Here is a 16,557-nt window from a genome sequence, read left to right as displayed (position 1 = left end):
CGTCAGTCCTTCTTCTCGTCGTCGCCGTTGAGGTCGTACTGGTCCTCGGAGGCCGCGCCCAGCACGGTCACGTCGTGGACCTTCCAGGTGCCCTTCTCCTTCACCAGACTGATCTTAAGGTGCGAATCCTGGACGGAGCGGATCGCTTCCGAAGTGTTCACCTGCTGATCGACGACGACGATGGCGTGCGCGGTGGCCTCGTCCACGTCGGCCAGGTAGACCTCGCGTACCGTGGCCAGCGAGGTGGCCTTGAGCTTGACGATGACCTGCGCCATCGCGCCGGTGAAGGCCGTGTCGTAGGTCGCCAGGAAGTCGCCCGTGGCCTGGCCGGCCACGGTGGCGCGGGTGGCCTGGAGACTCTGGTAGTCGTAGCTGAGCAGCGCCTTGCTGAACGCGGTGGCCGCACCCGACACCTCCAGGCGCAGGGCGCGCTCGGTCTCCAGTCTGGCGGCGGTGTCCTGGGCCTGAGCGGCGGAGATCCACTGGAGTACGGCGGTGGCGGCGATCGTGGCCACGAGCATCGCCGCCAGCGTGCCCACGATCCGGGACCGGGTGACCCGCCCGCCCTTGCCCTCCGCAGACGACCGCTCGTCCCCGGCGGCATCCTCAATGGCGGTGTCTTGGGCGGCGACGCTCCCGGTGGCGGCGGCCTCGGGAGAGGTCTCCGAGGTTCCGGGGGTGGTGGCCGTGTTCGGGGTGGCCGGGTCTGGGGTGGCCGGGTCTGGGGTGCCCGTGTCCGGGATGTCTGTGTCTGGGGTGGCCGGGTCGGAGACGGCCGCCGGATGGGCCTTCTCGGTGCGGGTCTCCTCGGCGAGCTCCTGCTTGGCGGTCATGGTGACTCCTCACGGCGGCGGGCGGCCCGGCCCGCAGCGGTCCAGCCCACGATGCCACCACTTGCCACTACGGCGAGGAAAATCGCGACAATCAGCGGCGTGGTGTTCACCGGGGTACGGGACGCGGCGCCGGTGGCTGCCGCGTCACTGGGCGACTCGGTGACCTCCTGGTTCTTCTCGGGTTGCCCGGTGCCGGTCGCGACCGGCCGCCCGGACTTCTCCGGCTGCCCTGCGGCGTCCGCTTCCCGGCCGCCACGGCCGTCGCCACCCTCGTCGGAGGAGGAGGTGTCGCGGGCGGGCGCGCGGTCGGGACAGGCGCGTACTTCGGGCACGACCGGCGGGCCGATCGGCCCCGCGTACTCCTCGGCGGGCCCAGGCCCGCCCGGCACGCTGAAGACGAACGCCGCCTTGCCGTAGACGGTGCCGTCACGCCGGTCGCTGATGTCGCCGGCCAGGCTCAGCGCGGTCGGCATGACGCTCAGCAGGTGGTGCGCGTTCCGCTCGGTCGCCGCCGAGAAGGCCGGCCGGTGCGGCAGCCCGGCCGCCGTCAGCAGGCACGAGAAGCCCGGCCTGGACGTCCTGACGAGGTCGTCGATCTGCCCGAACACCCCCGGCCCCTGGTCGAGGAAGGCGTTCAGGTCGGTGCGCGAGGCCCGCAGCGCTCCCGTCACCGTGCTCAGGTCCGTGATCCCGGCGGCCAGCTCGCCGCGCTTGCCTGCCAGGGTGTGGGTGAGCCGGGTGAGCTGCACCGACAGGTCGTCGAGCAGCTCGGCGTTGTCGGCCAGCGTGCCGGTCAGGTCGTGGGCGTCGTCGATGATGTTCCTGATCGCCGGGGCCCGCCCGTCCAGCCCGGCCGCCAGCTCGTGGGTGATCGTCCTGGCGTCCTGGGGCGGCACCGCGTTCAGCAGCTTGCCGACGCCCTCGAAGAGCTTCTTGTAGTCCAGCGGCACGGTCGTCCTGGCCAGCGGGATCGTGTCGCCGGCCGCGAGCGAGGGCCCGGTGACGCCGGTGGCGGGCGGTGAGAGCTCGACGTACGGCTCCCCGACCGCCGACTTGCGGCGCACCTCGGCCGTGCTGCCCTTCGGCAGCCGCACCCCTCTGTCGAGGTCCAGCCCCACCACGATCTTGCCGGGGGCCAGCCGCACGTCGCCGACCTTGCCGACCCGGACGCCCAGGTAGGCCACGTCGAACCCGGGGATCAGGCCGGGGGAGGAGACGAACTCCGCCGACACCCGGTACGGCCGTTCGATCACGTCGAGCTTGATGATCGTGCTGAACGCCCAGATCGTCATGGCGATGCCCAGGACGGCGAAGAAGCCCAGGTTCAGCGGGATGCGGTTTCTCATCGCGGCGGCTCCAGCAACATGCGGAAGTCCTCCGCCCGGTTCGGCGACGGGGTGTCCGCCCGCTGGGGCAGCAGCACGCCCTTGAGCCACACGTAGATCAGCACCTGCCCGTTGACGGTGATCGGCGGCGTGTCGATGAACGCCTGGATGTCCGCCACCAGGCGCTTGAGGTCCTCCTTGCCCCGCCGCATCGCCGTCGAGATCGCCGACAGCTCGCGCAGCAGCGTGCGCAGCCGGGCGGCGTGCCTCGGGTAGACGGTCAGGTTGGCCTCCTTGGCCAGCCTCGTCAGCGCCACGACGGCCTTCTTGACGTGCCCCCGCCCGTGCGCGATCCGCGCGGTGGCCGCCGCCAGCGTGCCGGGCAGCCGGTCCAGCTCGGCGCCGCCCTCGGCGAGGTCGTCGCCCAGCCTGGCCAGCGCGTCGATGCTGGCGCCCAGATCCCGCCTGGCCGCGCTGTAGGCGTCGGTGACCTCGGCCGTCTGCCTGATCAGCTTGTTGACGTCGTCGCCCTGCCCGGCGAACGCGGTCGAGGCCGCGTCGAGGATGGCGTTGACGTCCTGCGCGCCGAGCGCCTCGATCAGCGGCCCCGCCTTCGCGGTGACCTGCTCGATGTCGGCCTCGACCGACGTCTCGGCGATGGTGGCGCCGTTGTTCAGGTACGGCCCCGCCGACAGGTCCTTGCCCGGGGGCGGGGTGAGCAGCACATAGTTCTCGCCCAGGACCGACGTCTTGGCCACGGTGGCCGACGTGCCCTCGGGCAGGCGGTGCTCGGACGGGAGCGACATCGTCACCCGGGCCCGGTAGCCCTCCAGCCGGATGCCGGTGACGCTGCCCACCCGTACGTCGGAGATCTGCACGCTGTGCCCGGCCACCAGGCTCTGGACGTCGTCGAAGACCGCGTACAGCGTCATGTCGCCGGTGGTGGAGCCGAGCGTCTGCAGCGAGCACGACGCGGTGACGCCCAGCGCGAGCAGCGCGGCCAGCGCGCGGGGCCTCATCGCCGCCGTCCCTGCTGCTCGAAGGGGCAGTTGCTCAGCCCGCCCGGCAGGCACGGGACCCGGCCCAGGCCCAGCGAGTCGAACAGCGGGGTCAGCCAGGCCCGCGTCATCGCGTTCAGCACCACGCGGATCTTCAGCACGTGCTGCTTGCGGTCCCAGGCGTCGACGATCACGTCCGCGAAGTCGGCCGCGCCCTTGACCGCCCGCGCGACGGAGTCGCTGTTGGCCCGCAGCGTCAGCACCAGCTCGGCCAGTGTGGCCGTGGCCTGGGGGAGCCGTTCGGCGTACTGCTCGATGAGCACGTCGCCGCGCCGCACGAAGTCCGCCATGCCGGAGATGAAGCCGCGCAGCCGCTGCCGCTCCTCCGCCAGCACCGCGCTCGCCTCGGAGAAGGCGTCGATCGTCTCCTTCACCTGGCGCTCGCGGCCGTTGAGGCGGGTGGCCAGCTTGTTCAGCCCCTGGGCCAGGTCGATGAGCTGCTGATCCTGCTTGGCCAGGGTGCCGGTGAGCTCGGAGGTGTCCGCGATCGCGTTGTTGATCGTCTTGCCGCGTCCCCTGACGCCGTCGGCCAGGTCGCCCGCCATGTCGCCGAGCTTGTCGTCGTCGAGCGCGTCGGTCAGCTTGGTGAACGCGTCGAGCGCGTCGTCGATCTCCACGGGCAGGTCGGTCCGCTCCAGCGGGATGGTCGTTCCGGGGGCGATCCGCCGCCGGCCCGGCTGCCACGGGGGATAGAGGACGACGTTCCGCTCGCCGAGCGTGTTCTGCGGCGCGACCACGGCCCGTACGTCGTCCGGCAGCGGCACCTGCCGATCCACCAGCAGGTCAACGCGCACTTTGTCACCATCAATGCTGATATTTGAGACATATCCGGCGTCCAGCCCCATCACCTTGATCCGCGCCTCCTCGTACAAGGACGGCGCCTTGCTGAAGAACGCGACCAGCCGGTACGGCTCCGCCCCCACCACCGAGCACCCCGACGCCAGCGACGCCCAGACCAGCAGAACCGCCACAAGCCGCCTCATCGGTCCTCCTTCCGGTCCGCCGTGTCCTTGGCGATGGCCGCCAGCACCTCGGGGTTGATGGGTCCAAGGCCCGTGGCGATGGCCTCCAGCCACGGGCCCTGGCCGCCCATCGTGGACAACCCGGAGAACGTCGGCCCCGCCCACGCCAGGAGGGAGTTGAGCTCACCGTTGCTGCCGCTGAGCCGGGTGGTGATGGCCGAGGTGTCGTCGAGCACCCTGACCAGTGACCTCTCGTGCTCGTTGATCAGCCGGGTGGTGCTCCGCACCAGGTCGCTGCCGTCGCCGAGCAGGGTGCGCAACTCCGTCCTGCGCCTGCGCAGCTCGCTCAGCATCACCTCGATGGCGTCGATGAGCCGGGTGAGCTGCTGGTCCTTCTTCTCCAGGACGTCCATGATCTTGGTGCCGTTGGCGAGCAGCTTCTGAAGTTGCGGCTCGCTCTTGCTGATCGTGTCGGACAGGTCGCCGATGTTCTTCAGCAGCCTGGTGACCCGGCCGCGCTGGGAGAGGTCGATCTTGCCGGCCTCGGTGAGCAGATCGTCGACCGCGCCGGTGTCCAGCCGCTCGACCAGGCGGGTCGCGTCCTTGACGGCGTCGTTGACGAGGGTCGGCACACCGGTCCGCGCGACGGGGATGTGCCGCTGGGCCTCGGGAAGCTGGTCCAGGTAGGGGGCCGACACGGCGCCGGTGAGCTTGAGGTAGCGGCCGCCGAGCAGGTTCGACAGGGCGACGTCGGCCCGGGTGCCGCGGCCCAGGCGCACGTCGTCCGCCACCCTCCAGGTGACGACCACGTGGCCCTGCGCGTAGTCGGCCCGCACCTCGGTCACCTCGCCGACGCGCACCCCGGCGACCCTGACGTCGTTGCCGGTGCGCAGGCCGCCGGAGTCCGCGAAGACGCCGGACACGGTGTAGCCGCCCTCCAGCAGGCCCAGGTTGCCGACCAGGAAGGTGGTGGCGAGGATCGCGGCGAGCACGGCCATCGACACCAGGCCGACGGCGATCTTGTTGCGGTCGCGGAAGGATTTGAGCGCCATCACCGGCCCACCATGAGCTTGCGCAGGTCCTCGGTGCTCTGCACCCTGGTGTTGCGCAGCGGCGGCGGCACCTGCATGCCGTACGGGCAGGGCGGGGGGCCCAGGGCCACGCAGGGCACCGCGGTGATGAAGTAGTGGCCGCGGTTGACCGAGGAGTAGGCGCGGGCGAGCAGCGGCTGGAAGGTGCTGACCGTCTTGTCGATCGAGCTCACCCGCCGCCTGATGCCGCCGGTCAGCCCCGACAGGTTGTCCACCAGGGCGCCGAGCTCCCCGGCGTTCTTGCCGAGCACCTCGTTGGAGGTGCGGAACGTGGCCGACAGCTCCACCAGCGCCTCGTCGACGAGCTTCCGGTTGTCGGCGAACGCCTCCGACAGCGTGACGAGGTTGTCGACGAGCTGTTCAAGCTGCTTGTCGCGCTTGGCGACCACGCCGGTGACGGTGGCGTAGTCCTTCAGGAGCCGCTCGATGGTCTGCCTGCGCTCGGCGACCGTGGTGGTGATGGCGTTGACGTTGTCGAGCAGCCTCGGGATGTTGCGGTCGTTGCCCTTGAGCGACTTGGCGGCGGCGGTGAGGAGCTGGTTGATCTGGTCGGGGTCCAGGCTCCTGGTCAGCGGGCCGAGATCGCCGACCAGCTCGCCGATGTCGACGACGGAGGAGGTGCGCTCGATGCGCGCCCCGGGCGGCAGCAGGCCGGGCGCGGTGCCGGGCAGCAGGTAGACCACCCGCTGGCCGACCGCGTTGCGCCAGCGGATCGCGGCCTCGGTGTCGGCCGGCACCCGGACCGCCTCCCGTACCTCCAGGGTGACCTCCGCCCGGCCGGCCACGACCCTGATCGTCTCCACCTGGCCGACGGGCGCACCGGCGATCTTCACATGGTCGCCCTCGACCAGCCCCGACACGTCGTCGAACCGGGCCACGAGGCGGTAGCCGCCCCCCGCGCCGACCCGGGCGACCTGCACGGCGATCACCACGATCAGCGTCACGGTCAGGCCGACGAAGAGCGCGACCCGCACGAAGGTCCATCCGTGCCGCATGTCAGCGCCTCCCGTCGGTGGGGCCGCAGGCGCCGACGATCAGCTCGCAGACGTCGGTCGCGACGAACGCCTCGACCTGGAGCTGGCGGGTGCCGCCCGGACCCTGCGCCTCGATGAGCTCGTTGAGCAGGTTCACCAGCCGGCTCAGGCCGCGTACGCCGTCGCCGGCCAGGCCGAGCTGGGCGTAGATGAGGGCGGCCACCCGCTCGCCGGAGTGCACGCCCGCCCGCAGATCCCGCCGGTGCGCGGCCAGGCCGTGCGCGGTCTGCCCGGAGACCGAGGTGATCTCCTGAAGCAGGACGCGCACCTTGTCCGCGCGTTTCAGCAGGTCAGGGGTGATGACGTTGACGTCGGACGCGACCGAGACGAGCTCGTCGCCCTTGTCCGACAACGCCGTGCCGAGCAGGGCGGCGTCGTGCAGGAACTGCCGGGCCCGCCCCCGCCGGCGGTGCGCCACGCCGGCGACGGTCCCGGCGTCGCCGATCAGCTCGCGCAGGGTCTCACCCTGGCCGTCCAGCCCCTTGGCCAGGGTGTGCACGATGACCGTGACCTCGCGCGGGTCGACGGCGTCCAGACCCCGGTAGGCGTCGCCGAGCGTGTCGGACAGGTCGAGCGGATCCTTGGTGTCGGTGATGACGGCGCCGCTGCTCAGGTAGGGGCCGGTGGCCTCGCCGGAGCCGGGCTCCAGGTTGACGAACTTGGGGCCGAACACCGACGCCGGCTCGACCACGGCGGACGCCGAGCGCGGCACCCTGACACCGGGGTCGATGTGCATGGTGACCACGGCCCGGCCCTTGGCGTCGAGCGACACGTTCGTCACGTCGCCGACCGTGATGCCGCGGATCTTGACCGGGGAGTTGGTGTCCATGCCCTGCCCGGCCCGGCCGAACACCGCGTCGATCCGGGTGCCGCGGATCTCGTTCGCCGTGCGTACGACGAAGACCGTCGCCGCCGCGAACACCGCGAGCACGGCGAACGCGATGCCGACCCGGGCGGCGAGAGGGAGCTCGAATCGGGCCACAGCTCACACCGCCAGGTGGATGTTGCCCCCGCCGCCCCAGAACAGGTACGACAGCAGCAGGTTGAGCAGCACGATCGTGACGATCGACTGCCGGATGGCCCGCCCGGCCGCCACGCCCACGCCCACCGGCCCGCCGGTGGCGTGGAAGCCGTGGTAGCAGTGGATCACGATGACGGCGAAGGCGAAGACGCCGACCTTGGCGACGCTGAACAGGATGTCGCTGATCGGCAGGTAGAGGTAGAAGTAGTAGTCGTAGACGCCGGGCGCCAGGCCGAACAGCACCGTGCACATCAGCCGGGTGGCGAAGAAACTGGCGAACAGCGCGATCAGGTAGATCGGCATCAGCGCCAGCAGCGCCGCCACCACCCGGGTGCAGATCAGGTAGGTGAAGGCGTTGATGCCCATCACCTCCAGCGCGTCGATCTCCTCGGAGATGCGCATCGCGCCGAGCTCCGCCGTGAACGACGAGCCGACCTGCGCGGCCAGCGCCGTGGCCGCGATGATCGGGGTGATCTCGCGGACGTTGGCGAAGCTGCCCACCAGCCCCATGAACGACTCCGCGCCGATCGCCTGCAGCCCCTGGTAGCCCTGCAGGCCCACGGTCGCCCCGACGACGAACGCCATCGTGAACACCACGAAGATCATGCCGCCGCCGATGACCGTCGCACCGACGCCCACCACGACGTCGCTGACCTGCCGCAGCACGACCTTGAGGTAGCGCAGCCTGAGCACGACGTCGCGGACGGAGTAGAACAGCACCTTCCACACGAACAGCGGCCAGTCCGCCAGCGTCGCGAACCGCTCGGCGACGTCCCGCCCCCGCAGGGCGAGCCGGAGACCGGCCGTCCGCGTCACCATCACAGCGACCTCGGCGGATAGGCGAGGAAGTAGACGGCCGAGATCACGTAGTTGAAGGTGAACACCAGCATGAACGTCACCACGGTCGCCTGGTTGACCGCCCGTCCGACGCCGACGGGGCTGGTCGCGCAGGTCATGCCCTTGTAGCAGGCGACCGCCGCCGCGATGAACCCGAAGATCCAGGCCTTGAAGAGCGTGACGTACAGGTCGGAGGAGACGACCAGGGACAGCGCCCCGTCGAAGTACGCGCCGGGCGTGACGCCCTGGACGACCACGTTGAAGAAGTAACCGCCGCTCGCGCCCGCCAGGATGACCAGCGGGCACAGGCACACCGCGATCGTGCTGGCCGCCCACATGCGCGGCGTGACCAGGCGATGGATCGGGTTGACCGACATGACCTCCATCGCGCTCAGCTCGTCGCGGATGTGGCGCGCGCCGATGTCGGAGGTCATCGCGCTGCCGCCGGCCCCGGCGATCAGCAGCGCGCTGGCCAGCGGCGCCACCTCGCGGATGAGGCCGACGAAGACCGCGCTGCCGGTGGCCGAGCCGGCGCCGAGCTGCCAGGCCAGCTCGCCCACCTGCAGCGCCACGGTCGCGCCGAGCGGCAGGGAGACGAGCAGGACGGGCACGCTGGTGACGCGGGCGAGAAACCAGCACTGGCCGACGAACTCCCACCACCAGTGCCTGACGTCCCAGCTCCGGCGTAACCCCTCCAGGACGATGACGAACAGATCACCGACCTGACCGAGCATCGACCCGGCCCTGCGTCCGACGTATCCGGACCAGGCCATGAGCTGACCACCTCCGCCGCCTACGGATGAGTCACCCTACTGACGGCCTGTCCAGTAGTCGACGCTTCGGTGGGAATTTGCGCGAAAGGGATGAGACGCCCGTCACACCTTGTCAGCCCGGTACGAAACGTGGCCGCGCCGTTACGCCAGAGCGCCCATCCAGGACTCGATCTCGTCCGGGTGACGGGGCAGCCCGGCGGAGAGCAGGCGGGCGCCGTCGGCGGTGACGACCAGGTCGTCCTCGATGCGGATGCCGATGCCGCGCAGCTCCTCGGGCAGCGTCAGGTCGTCGGGCTGGAAGTAGAGCCCCGGCTCCACGGTCAGGACGTGGCCCTCCTCCAGGACGCCGTCCAGGTAGACCTCCGACCGCGACTTCGCGCAGTCGTGCACGTCCAGGCCGAGCATGTGGCCGCTGCTGCACAGCGTGTAGCGCCGGTACAGGCCCGTCTCCATGAGCGTGTCGGTCGAGTCCGTCAGCAGGCCCCAGTCGCGCAGGCCGTCACAGATGACGCGCATGGCGGTCTGGTGGAAGTCGCGGAAGCGGGCGCCCGGCCTCAGGGCGGCGATGGCCGCCGTCTGGGCCTCGTAGACCAGCTCGTACGCCTGCCGCTGCACGGCGCTGAACCGCCCCGACAGCGGGAAGGTACGCGTGACGTCGGCGGTGTAGAGCGTGTCCGACTCCACGCCCGCGTCCAGCAGCAGCAGATCATCGGGGTTCAGGGCGCCGTCGTTGCGGATCCAGTGCAGGACGCAGGCGTGCGCCCCGGAGGCCACGATGCTGTCGTAGCCGGCCGCGTTGCCCTCCAGCCGCGAGCGCAACCCGAACACGCCCTCCAGATACCGCTCGCCGCGCGGCTGCCCGAACGCCTGGGGCAGCGCCCGCACGACGTCCTCGAAGCCGCGCACGGTGGCGTCCACGGCCGACTGCAGCTCGCCGACCTCCCACTCGTCCTTGACCAGCCGCATCTCGGCCAGGAACGTCTCCAGCCCGGCGTCCCCCTCGCCCAGCGGCACCCGCGCGTCCACCGCGGCGTCCACCCCGCGCAGCACCCGCGCCGGGCCCTTGAGATCGAGGTCGCGGATGTGCGCGCACCGCACCTGGTACAGCTCCTCCGCCTCCGCCAGATCCGGCCGGGCCCCCGCCCAGAACTCGCCGTAGCGGCGGTCGCGGTAGAACTCCTGGCCCTCGGTGCGCGGCGCGCGCGGCCTGACGTACAGCACCGCCTCGCCGGACGGCTCGATGACCAGCACGTCGTCCGACTCGGCGGCCCCGGTCAGATACGAGTACGCGCTGTGCGGCCTGAACCGGTAGTCGCTGTCGTTGCTGCGCACCTTGAGCCGTCCCGACGGGATCACCAGCCGCTCACCGGGGAACCTGGCCGCCAGCGCGGCCCGGCGCTTGGCCGCCCACGGCGCGATCGGCCGCGCGCTCACCTCGGTCGCGCGGGTGCCCGCCCATCCGGTCCGCATGAACGCGGCCAGCTCGCCGGTGATGGGCAGATCGTGGCTTCCGGTGTTGAGCGACTCGGTCATCAATGCATCCTGTGCCATTTTGGGGTATGTACGGGATCCCGTACCGCAAGCAGCCTACGGGACCGGCCGACTACGTCCCGCTAGGGTTGTTTGCCGGAACACGTGGCCTGGAAGACTGAGGGCAGAGGTGGTGCATATGCTCATCGGGACGATCCTTCGCAACAAGGGCAGCGACGTGACGACCGTGGCGCCGGAGGCGACCGTGCGGGAGCTGCTGGCCGAGCTTGCGGAGCACAACATCGGTGCCGTGGTGGTCTCCACCGACGGCGTCACGATTCAGGGCATCGTCTCCGAGCGTGACGTGGTGCGCCGCCTGCACGACCGCGGCGCCGCCGTCCTCGACGACCCGGTGTCCGCGATCATGACCACCGAGGTCCGCACGGCCGGGCCGGCGGAGAACGTCGACGCGCTGCGGCAGATCATGACCACACACCGGTTCCGGCACATGCCCGTGGTCGAGAACGGCCGGCTCGTGGGCATCGTCAGCATCGGCGACGTGGTCAAGAGCGCGATCGGAGAGCTGGAGACGGAGAAGGCGTCGCTCGTCGACTACCTCCACCGTTGACAGTGATGGGACGCTTGGTCCGTGATGTACGGGCCACCACCTGACTATCCGCGTGCTCCTGAGTTTCCGCGCGCGACGAGCAGTCCGACGATCATCCTGCTCGTCTCCGGGCTCGCGGCGCTGCTCGGGTTCCTCCTGGGCGTGTTCGTGGGCTTCGGGGCGGGCACGACCACGCCGGAGGAGGCCGCGCCCAGAACCACGGTGACGATCGAGGAGACCGGGCCCGCGCAGTCCGCCGTGCCCGCGGAGACGGGGCCTTCGCAGACGGGGCCCACCCAGTCGGGCCCCGCCGCGTCGGCGCCCGTGCAGACTCCGCCGGGTCAGAGCGCGCCCGTCCAGAGCCCGCCCGGCCAGGGTGCGCCTACGCAGACCCCGCCAGGTCAGACCGGGGCGGTCGGCGGTGTCCCCAGTGGTTTCCCCAGCATCAACCTGGCCTCGATGCGCACGCTGATCGTCGGCACGGACATCCAGCCGGGCACCTACCGCACGGCCGGTCCCATCGACAACTCTCCTGCCTGTTACTGGGCCCGGCTGCGGTCCGTCACCGGTGGTGAGATCGCCACGGGCATGCCGACGGGGGCCGCCACGGTCACGATCGCGAGCACGGACAAGGCGTTCCTGACCGCCGGATGCGCGGAATGGGGTAAAGCGTGATCTTTTCGTGCGTCAAAGTCTGGACAACGGAGCAGAAGCGCGCAATTGTATGCGGCAAGGAAGGGAGGCACGCCTGAGCGTGCTGGCGTGAGGCCCTGCGGTTATGGGCCACGCCACTCCGGCGTCCCTGGCGCGGGCGCCAAGCGGAGAGTGCGGAACAGCGCGCATCGCCACAAATCCGAACTTAATCCGTTCGCGAGGAGTGTCCATGCGTCCAGCCGCACTCATGCCCCCGCCCACGCCTCCTTCCTGTAGCCGGCGCTCGCCGCCGGGCTGCCCGAGGTGGACGTGTTCCTCCCGAACGCGGCCGAGGCCGTGCGGCCCGTCGACACGGTCGGCGCCGGTGACGGCTTCAACGCCGGCCTCATCGCCGCCCGGCTGCGCGGCCTGAGCCTGGCCGAATGCCTGCGCGTGGCCGTGACCTGCGGATCCCGCTCGACCCAGGCGGGCGGCGGCACCGCCGCCCAACCCACGTGGAAGGAGCTATGAAAATCGTCTTCCTCGGCGCGGGCAGCGTCGAGTTCACCCAGGGCCTGCTGGCCGACCTGGTCGCCCTGCCCGGCCTGGGGCCGTTCGAGGTGGCGCTGCACGACATCCACCCGGAACGGCTCGCCACGGCGGAAGCCGCCGCCCACGTCATCGCCGCCGGCCGCAAGGTCACCGTCTCCGCCCACCCCGGCCTGCGCCGCGCCCTCGAAGGGGCGGACTTCGCGATCAACATGATCCAGGTCGGCATGATCGACGCCACCCGCGTCGACTTCGAGGTGCCCGCCCGCTTCGGGCTGCGCCAGACCATCGCCGACACCATCGGGGTCGGCGGCATCTTCCGCGCGCTGCGCACGTTCCCGGCCCTGGACCGCATCGGGCGGGCCATGGCCGAGGTGTGCCCGGAGGCGTGGCTGCTCAACTACACCAACCCGATGGCCATGAACGTCTGGTACCTGGCCGCGGCCACCCCCGTGCGCAACGTCGTCGGGCTCTGCCACTCCGTCTACTGGACCGCCCACGACCTGGCCGAGCTGGTCGGAGTGCCGCAGGAGGAGGTGTCGTACCTCGCGGCGGGCGTCAACCACCAGTCCTGGATGTTGCGGTTCGAGGCCGGCGGCGAGGACCTGTACCCGCGCCTGGACGAGGCCATCGCCCGCGATCCCGGCCTGCTGCGCCGGGTACGCGTGGACATGTACCGCAGGCTCGGCTACTACCCGACCGAGACCAGCGAGCACTCCTCCGAGTACGTGCCCTGGTACCTGCACGACGAGGCCGAGATCGAGCGCCTGCGGATCCCCGTCGGCGCCTACCTCGGCATCAGCGAGGAGAACGTCCGTCAGTACGAGGCCACCCGCGACGCACTGAGAGCGGGCGAGCCGATCACCGTGGAGGGCACGATGGAGTACGCCCCGCAGATCATCCACAGCATCGCCACCGGCACGAGCCGGGTCGTCTACGGCAACGTCCGCAACAGCGGCCTGATCGGCAACCTGCCCGAGGGCTGCGTGGTGGAGGTGCCGTGCGTCGCCGACGCGCTCGGCGTCCGCCCCCTGGCGGTCGACGACCTGCCCGCGCAGTGCGCGGCGCTCAACCGCGCCTACGTGGGCGTCAACGAGCTCACCGTCCGCGCCGTCACCGAAGGCCGCCCCGAGCACGTGCGGCACGCGATGATGGCCGACCCGAACACCGCCGCCAGCCTCACCGTGGAGCGGATCGACGCCCTGTGCGACGCCCTCTTCGAGGCTCACGGCGACCTGCTCCCCGTCTCCCTGCGCAGCCCGGGCGGCGCGAGGAGGCGGCCGTGAGGACGCACCGCGCGGTGGCGCTGCTCCTGGTCGCGGGCCTGCTGACCGCCTGCGGCTCCTCGGAGGAGCCCGCGAGCGGCCCGGTCGAGGTCACCTGGTGGCACGGCCAGGTCGAGACCCAGGCCAAGGTCATCGAGGAGCTGGCCGCCGAGTACGGCAAGGCCCACCCCGATGTGAAGATCGTGCCCGCCGTCGGCACCACGAACGTGGACGACATGCTGCAGAAGGTGCAGGCGGTCCTGGCCGGCGGCAAGGCGCCCGACATCGCCTACATGTACGGCACGTGGATGCCGCATCTGGCCCAGAACCCGAAGGTCTACGACCTGACCGCCACCGTGCGGGCCCCGGAGTTCGGCTGGGACGACTTCTGGCCGTCGGAGCGGGCCGTGTCCGAGGTGAACGGCAAGGTCGTCGGCATCCCGGCCCTGGTCGACAACCTGGCCGTGATCTACAACAAGAAGTTGTTCGACGACGTGGGGCTGGCCTACCCGGCCGAGGACTGGACCTGGGACGACTTCCGGGCGGCGGCGGCGAAGCTGACCAAGGACGGCGTGTACGGCACCGCGTACCCGGTGACCGGCACCGAGGACACCGTCTGGCGGTTCTGGCCGATGATCTGGCAGCAGGGCGGCTCGATCCTGACGGCCGACGGCAAGAAGTCGGCCTTCAACACGCCGCAGGCGACGCAGGCGCTCGACCTGTGGAGCGCCATGGCTCGTCAGGATAAATCCGTCTATCTGGATCAGAACGGGGAGAAGTTCCTGCCCCTGTTCCAGAGCGGCAAGATCGGCATGATCGTCGCCGGGCCGTACGCGCTGCTGGACATCATCGCCCACAAGGTGACGTACGGCGTGCAGGTGCTGCCCGGCTACCAAGGCAACCACGAGACCATCGCCGGGCCGGACAACTGGGTCGTCTTCGACAACGGCTCGCGCCGGGCCAAGGCCGCCGCCGGCTTCCTCACCTGGCTCACCCGGCCCGAACAGGACGCCCGGTGGACGCTCGGCCTGGGGAACCTGCCGATCCGCAAGGCGACGACCGCGCTGCCGGCGTACCAGAAGTTCGTCAAGGACATCCCCGGCATCGACGTCTTCACCGCGAACCTGGACAACGCCAAGCAGGCCAGGCCGCACGTGCCCGCCTACCCGGAGTTCTCGGAGAAGGTCGGCAACGCGATCGGGCAGGCCATGGTCGGCGGCACACCCGCGGGGGAGGCCCTGGCCAAGGCCGCCACCGATGCGGACACCGTCCTCGGGCGCGCGCGATGACCCTGGCGGCGGCCCGGGTGGGCCGCCCGCCGGCGCGGCGGCGCCGGCTGATCGAGCTGACCGGGTGGGGCTTCGTCCTGCCCGCGACGCTGGTGATCGTCGGACTGAGCCTCTTTCCCGCGGTCTGGGCGCTGCTGCTCTCGCTGCGGGACGGCGACCTGCTCACCGGCGGCGACTTCGTCGGCCTGGGCAACTACGCCGACCTGCTCGGCGACACCGAGCTGGCCGCGGCGGCCGGGCACACGCTGCTCTACAGCGTGCTCTTCGTGCCCGGCTCGGTGGCGCTCGGGCTGGTCCTCGCCCTGGCGCTGAACCTGCGGATCCGGCTCATCGGGTTCTACCGCACCTGCTTCTTCGTCCCGTACGTCGTCTCCGCCGCCGCCACCGGCATCCTGGCCAACTTCGTCTTCGACCCCGACTTCGGCATCGTCAACGCCGGGCTCAAGGTGCTCGGCCTGCCCGCCATGGGATTCCTGCAGGACCCCGGCCAGGCGATGCTCACGCTGGTCCTGATCTCGCTCTGGGGCGGCGTGGGCATGCCCGCCGTGGTGTACCTGGCCGCGGTGCAGGACATCCCGCGCGAGCTGGTCGAGGCGGCCAAGGTGGACGGCGGCGCGGGCCGGCACGTGCTGCGCCACGTCGTGCTGCCGCAACTGCGGCCCGCCACGGTGTTCCTGCTGATCTGGCAGACGATCACCGCGCTGCAGCTCTTCGACCTCGTCTACACCACCACGAAGGGCCAGCCGCTGGACTCGACGACGACGATCGTGTTCTACCTCTACCGGCAGGCCTTCCAGCTCTTCCACTCCGGCTACGGCACGGCCATCGCCTACGTCCTGTTCCTGGTGACGCTCGCCGTGTCGGGCGCCGTCCTGTGGAGGAGCGCCAGATGACCTCGCTCTCACTGAGACGCCGGCCGGCGTCGCTCTCGCGCGGGTGCCGCGTGATCTCGTCCGGGAGCGCCGGATGAAGCGCCGTCACCTCGCCCACCTGGTCCTGATGCCGGCCGCGCTGCTGTTCGTGGCGCCGCTGGTGTGGATGGTGCTGACCGCGTTCATGCCGGACCGCGACATCAACACCTACCCGCCCAAACTCTGGCCCGAGCACGTCAGTCTCGCCGGCTTCACCCGCATCCTCACCGAGGACGACTATCCCCTCTGGCTGGCGAACACGCTGATCGTGGCCGGCGCCGCCGTCCTCGGCCACGTCGTGCTCTGCTCCCTGGCCGGGTACGGCTTCGCCCGGCTGCGCTTCCGCGGGCGCGCCGTGGCCTTCGCCGCGGTCATGGCCACCATCATGGTGCCCGCCCAGGTGCTCATGATCCCCACGTTCCTGCTGTTCAAGAACATGGGGCTGATCGACACGCTGGGCGCGGCCATCGTGCCGTGGCTGGCGTCGGCGTTCGGCGTCTTCCTCATGCGGCAGTTCTTCCTGTCCCTGCCCAAGGAGCTGGAGGAGGCCGCCACCATCGACGGCTGCTCCCGGCTCGGCGTGTTCTTCAGGGTGGTGCTGCCGCTGGCCAGGCCCGCGCTGGCGACCCTGGTGGTGTTCACGCTGCTCGGCTCCTGGAACGACCTCATCTGGCCGCTCATCGCCATCTCCTCCGAAGGCAGCTACACGCTGCAGCTCGGCCTGGCCACGTTCGCCGGAGCCCGGCACACGGAGTGGTCGGCGCTGATGGCCGGGAACGTCGTCGCCGTGCTGCCCCTCGTGGCCGCCTTCGTCCTGGCGCAGCGCCATTTCGTGGCCACGATGAGTTTCAGCGGGCTCAAAGGCTGAGCCGTTTGCACTGGTCATCCGGGCGTAGGAG

17 protein-coding genes are annotated in these 16,557 nt (G+C 70.8%); 7 read left to right on the top strand and 10 right to left on the bottom strand.

The window, feature by feature from the left end:
* Positions 1 to 2: 2 nt before the first annotated feature.
* The 10 genes from ACWD0F_RS07085 to ACWD0F_RS07040 all read right to left on the bottom strand — a co-directional run bounded on the left by ACWD0F_RS07085 (position 3) and on the right by ACWD0F_RS07040 (position 10,467).
* Complete coding sequence (locus ACWD0F_RS07085) at positions 3 to 833, bottom strand: hypothetical protein (RefSeq protein ID WP_449873012.1); 831 nt, start codon at positions 831 to 833, stop codon at positions 3 to 5.
* The gene (locus ACWD0F_RS07080; protein ID WP_449873011.1) at positions 830 to 2,179 is read right to left on the bottom strand and encodes an MCE family protein; all 1,350 of its coding nucleotides are present in this window, start codon (positions 2,177 to 2,179) and stop codon (positions 830 to 832) included. The genes ACWD0F_RS07085 and ACWD0F_RS07080 overlap by 4 nt, the downstream gene beginning before the upstream one ends.
* Complete coding sequence (locus ACWD0F_RS07075; RefSeq protein ID WP_449873010.1) at positions 2,176 to 3,177, bottom strand: MCE family protein; 1,002 nt, start codon at positions 3,175 to 3,177, stop codon at positions 2,176 to 2,178. Before ACWD0F_RS07075 ends, ACWD0F_RS07080 begins: the two co-directional genes overlap by 4 nt.
* Positions 3,174 to 4,199 (bottom strand): MCE family protein, encoded by a 1,026-nt coding sequence (locus tag ACWD0F_RS07070; RefSeq protein WP_449873009.1) that lies wholly within the window; start codon positions 4,197 to 4,199, stop codon positions 3,174 to 3,176. The genes ACWD0F_RS07075 and ACWD0F_RS07070 overlap by 4 nt, the downstream gene beginning before the upstream one ends.
* Positions 4,196 to 5,230, bottom strand: a complete 1,035-nt coding sequence (locus ACWD0F_RS07065) for an MlaD family protein (RefSeq protein ID WP_449873008.1) — start codon at positions 5,228 to 5,230, stop codon at positions 4,196 to 4,198. Before ACWD0F_RS07065 ends, ACWD0F_RS07070 begins: the two co-directional genes overlap by 4 nt.
* Positions 5,230 to 6,264 carry an MCE family protein gene (locus ACWD0F_RS07060; protein ID WP_449873007.1) on the bottom strand — a complete coding sequence of 345 codons (1,035 nt, stop codon included), beginning with the start codon at positions 6,262 to 6,264 and terminating at the stop codon, positions 5,230 to 5,232. The genes ACWD0F_RS07065 and ACWD0F_RS07060 overlap by 1 nt, the downstream gene beginning before the upstream one ends.
* Before the next feature lies 1 nt (position 6,265).
* Positions 6,266 to 7,285 carry an MCE family protein gene (locus tag ACWD0F_RS07055; protein ID WP_449873006.1) on the bottom strand — a complete coding sequence of 340 codons (1,020 nt, stop codon included), beginning with the start codon at positions 7,283 to 7,285 and terminating at the stop codon, positions 6,266 to 6,268.
* A gap of 3 nt (positions 7,286 to 7,288) precedes the next feature.
* Positions 7,289 to 8,143 (bottom strand): ABC transporter permease, encoded by an 855-nt coding sequence (locus tag ACWD0F_RS07050; protein WP_449873005.1) that lies wholly within the window; start codon positions 8,141 to 8,143, stop codon positions 7,289 to 7,291.
* A complete protein-coding gene (locus tag ACWD0F_RS07045) occupies positions 8,143 to 8,934 on the bottom strand; it encodes an MlaE family ABC transporter permease (RefSeq protein WP_449873004.1) in 792 nt (263 codons plus the stop codon). The genes ACWD0F_RS07050 and ACWD0F_RS07045 overlap by 1 nt, the downstream gene beginning before the upstream one ends.
* A gap of 141 nt (positions 8,935 to 9,075) precedes the next feature.
* Positions 9,076 to 10,467 carry an aminopeptidase P family protein gene (locus ACWD0F_RS07040; protein WP_449873003.1) on the bottom strand — a complete coding sequence of 464 codons (1,392 nt, stop codon included), beginning with the start codon at positions 10,465 to 10,467 and terminating at the stop codon, positions 9,076 to 9,078.
* A 136-nt stretch (positions 10,468 to 10,603) separates the two neighbouring features.
* Between ACWD0F_RS07040 and ACWD0F_RS07035 the strand changes: the two genes are divergently transcribed.
* From ACWD0F_RS07035 to ACWD0F_RS07005, 7 genes are all read left to right on the top strand, one after another.
* The gene (locus ACWD0F_RS07035) at positions 10,604 to 11,032 is read left to right on the top strand and encodes a CBS domain-containing protein (RefSeq protein ID WP_449873002.1); all 429 of its coding nucleotides are present in this window, start codon (positions 10,604 to 10,606) and stop codon (positions 11,030 to 11,032) included.
* A 21-nt stretch (positions 11,033 to 11,053) separates the two neighbouring features.
* On the top strand, positions 11,054 to 11,686 hold the full coding sequence (locus ACWD0F_RS07030; RefSeq protein WP_449873001.1) for a hypothetical protein: 633 nt from the start codon (positions 11,054 to 11,056) through the stop codon (positions 11,684 to 11,686).
* A gap of 282 nt (positions 11,687 to 11,968) precedes the next feature.
* A complete protein-coding gene (locus ACWD0F_RS07025) occupies positions 11,969 to 12,175 on the top strand; it encodes a carbohydrate kinase family protein (protein ID WP_449873000.1) in 207 nt (68 codons plus the stop codon).
* Complete coding sequence (melA, locus tag ACWD0F_RS07020) at positions 12,172 to 13,479, top strand: alpha-galactosidase (RefSeq protein ID WP_449872999.1); 1,308 nt, start codon at positions 12,172 to 12,174, stop codon at positions 13,477 to 13,479. The genes ACWD0F_RS07025 and melA overlap by 4 nt, the downstream gene beginning before the upstream one ends.
* Positions 13,476 to 14,747: an ABC transporter substrate-binding protein gene (locus ACWD0F_RS07015; protein WP_449872998.1), complete on the top strand. Its 1,272-nt coding sequence runs from the start codon at positions 13,476 to 13,478 to the stop codon at positions 14,745 to 14,747. Before melA ends, ACWD0F_RS07015 begins: the two co-directional genes overlap by 4 nt.
* Positions 14,744 to 15,640, top strand: coding sequence for a carbohydrate ABC transporter permease (locus ACWD0F_RS07010; RefSeq protein WP_449872997.1), 897 nt, complete (start codon positions 14,744 to 14,746; stop codon positions 15,638 to 15,640). Before ACWD0F_RS07015 ends, ACWD0F_RS07010 begins: the two co-directional genes overlap by 4 nt.
* Before the next feature lie 73 nt (positions 15,641 to 15,713).
* Positions 15,714 to 16,526 carry a carbohydrate ABC transporter permease gene (locus ACWD0F_RS07005; RefSeq protein ID WP_449872996.1) on the top strand — a complete coding sequence of 271 codons (813 nt, stop codon included), beginning with the start codon at positions 15,714 to 15,716 and terminating at the stop codon, positions 16,524 to 16,526.
* Positions 16,527 to 16,557: the final 31 nt, after the last annotated feature.

It is taken from the genome of Nonomuraea sp. NPDC002799, from assembly GCF_053592075.1.
This window is presented reverse-complemented; position numbering and strand designations above follow the sequence as displayed.

Bases quoted from the DNA above. Each gene is read 5' to 3' on its own strand.
- melA (WP_449872999.1), top strand. From the start codon at position 12,172: ATGAAAATCGTCTTCCTCGGCGCGGGCAGCGTCGAGTTCACCCAGGGC.
- ACWD0F_RS07070 (WP_449873009.1), bottom strand. From the start codon at position 4,199: ATGAGGCGGCTTGTGGCGGTTCTGCTGGTCTGGGCGTCGCTGGCGTCG.
- ACWD0F_RS07040 (WP_449873003.1), bottom strand. From the start codon at position 10,467: ATGACCGAGTCGCTCAACACCGGAAGCCACGATCTGCCCATCACCGGC.
- ACWD0F_RS07035 (WP_449873002.1), top strand. From the start codon at position 10,604: ATGCTCATCGGGACGATCCTTCGCAACAAGGGCAGCGACGTGACGACC.
- ACWD0F_RS07075 (WP_449873010.1), bottom strand. From the start codon at position 3,177: ATGAGGCCCCGCGCGCTGGCCGCGCTGCTCGCGCTGGGCGTCACCGCG.
- ACWD0F_RS07050 (WP_449873005.1), bottom strand. From the start codon at position 8,143: ATGGTGACGCGGACGGCCGGTCTCCGGCTCGCCCTGCGGGGGCGGGAC.
- ACWD0F_RS07060 (WP_449873007.1), bottom strand. From the start codon at position 6,264: ATGCGGCACGGATGGACCTTCGTGCGGGTCGCGCTCTTCGTCGGCCTG.
- ACWD0F_RS07065 (WP_449873008.1), bottom strand. From the start codon at position 5,230: ATGGCGCTCAAATCCTTCCGCGACCGCAACAAGATCGCCGTCGGCCTG.
- ACWD0F_RS07080 (WP_449873011.1), bottom strand. From the start codon at position 2,179: ATGAGAAACCGCATCCCGCTGAACCTGGGCTTCTTCGCCGTCCTGGGC.
- ACWD0F_RS07045 (WP_449873004.1), bottom strand. From the start codon at position 8,934: ATGGCCTGGTCCGGATACGTCGGACGCAGGGCCGGGTCGATGCTCGGT.
- ACWD0F_RS07085 (WP_449873012.1), bottom strand. From the start codon at position 833: ATGACCGCCAAGCAGGAGCTCGCCGAGGAGACCCGCACCGAGAAGGCC.
- ACWD0F_RS07005 (WP_449872996.1), top strand. From the start codon at position 15,714: ATGAAGCGCCGTCACCTCGCCCACCTGGTCCTGATGCCGGCCGCGCTG.
- ACWD0F_RS07010 (WP_449872997.1), top strand. From the start codon at position 14,744: ATGACCCTGGCGGCGGCCCGGGTGGGCCGCCCGCCGGCGCGGCGGCGC.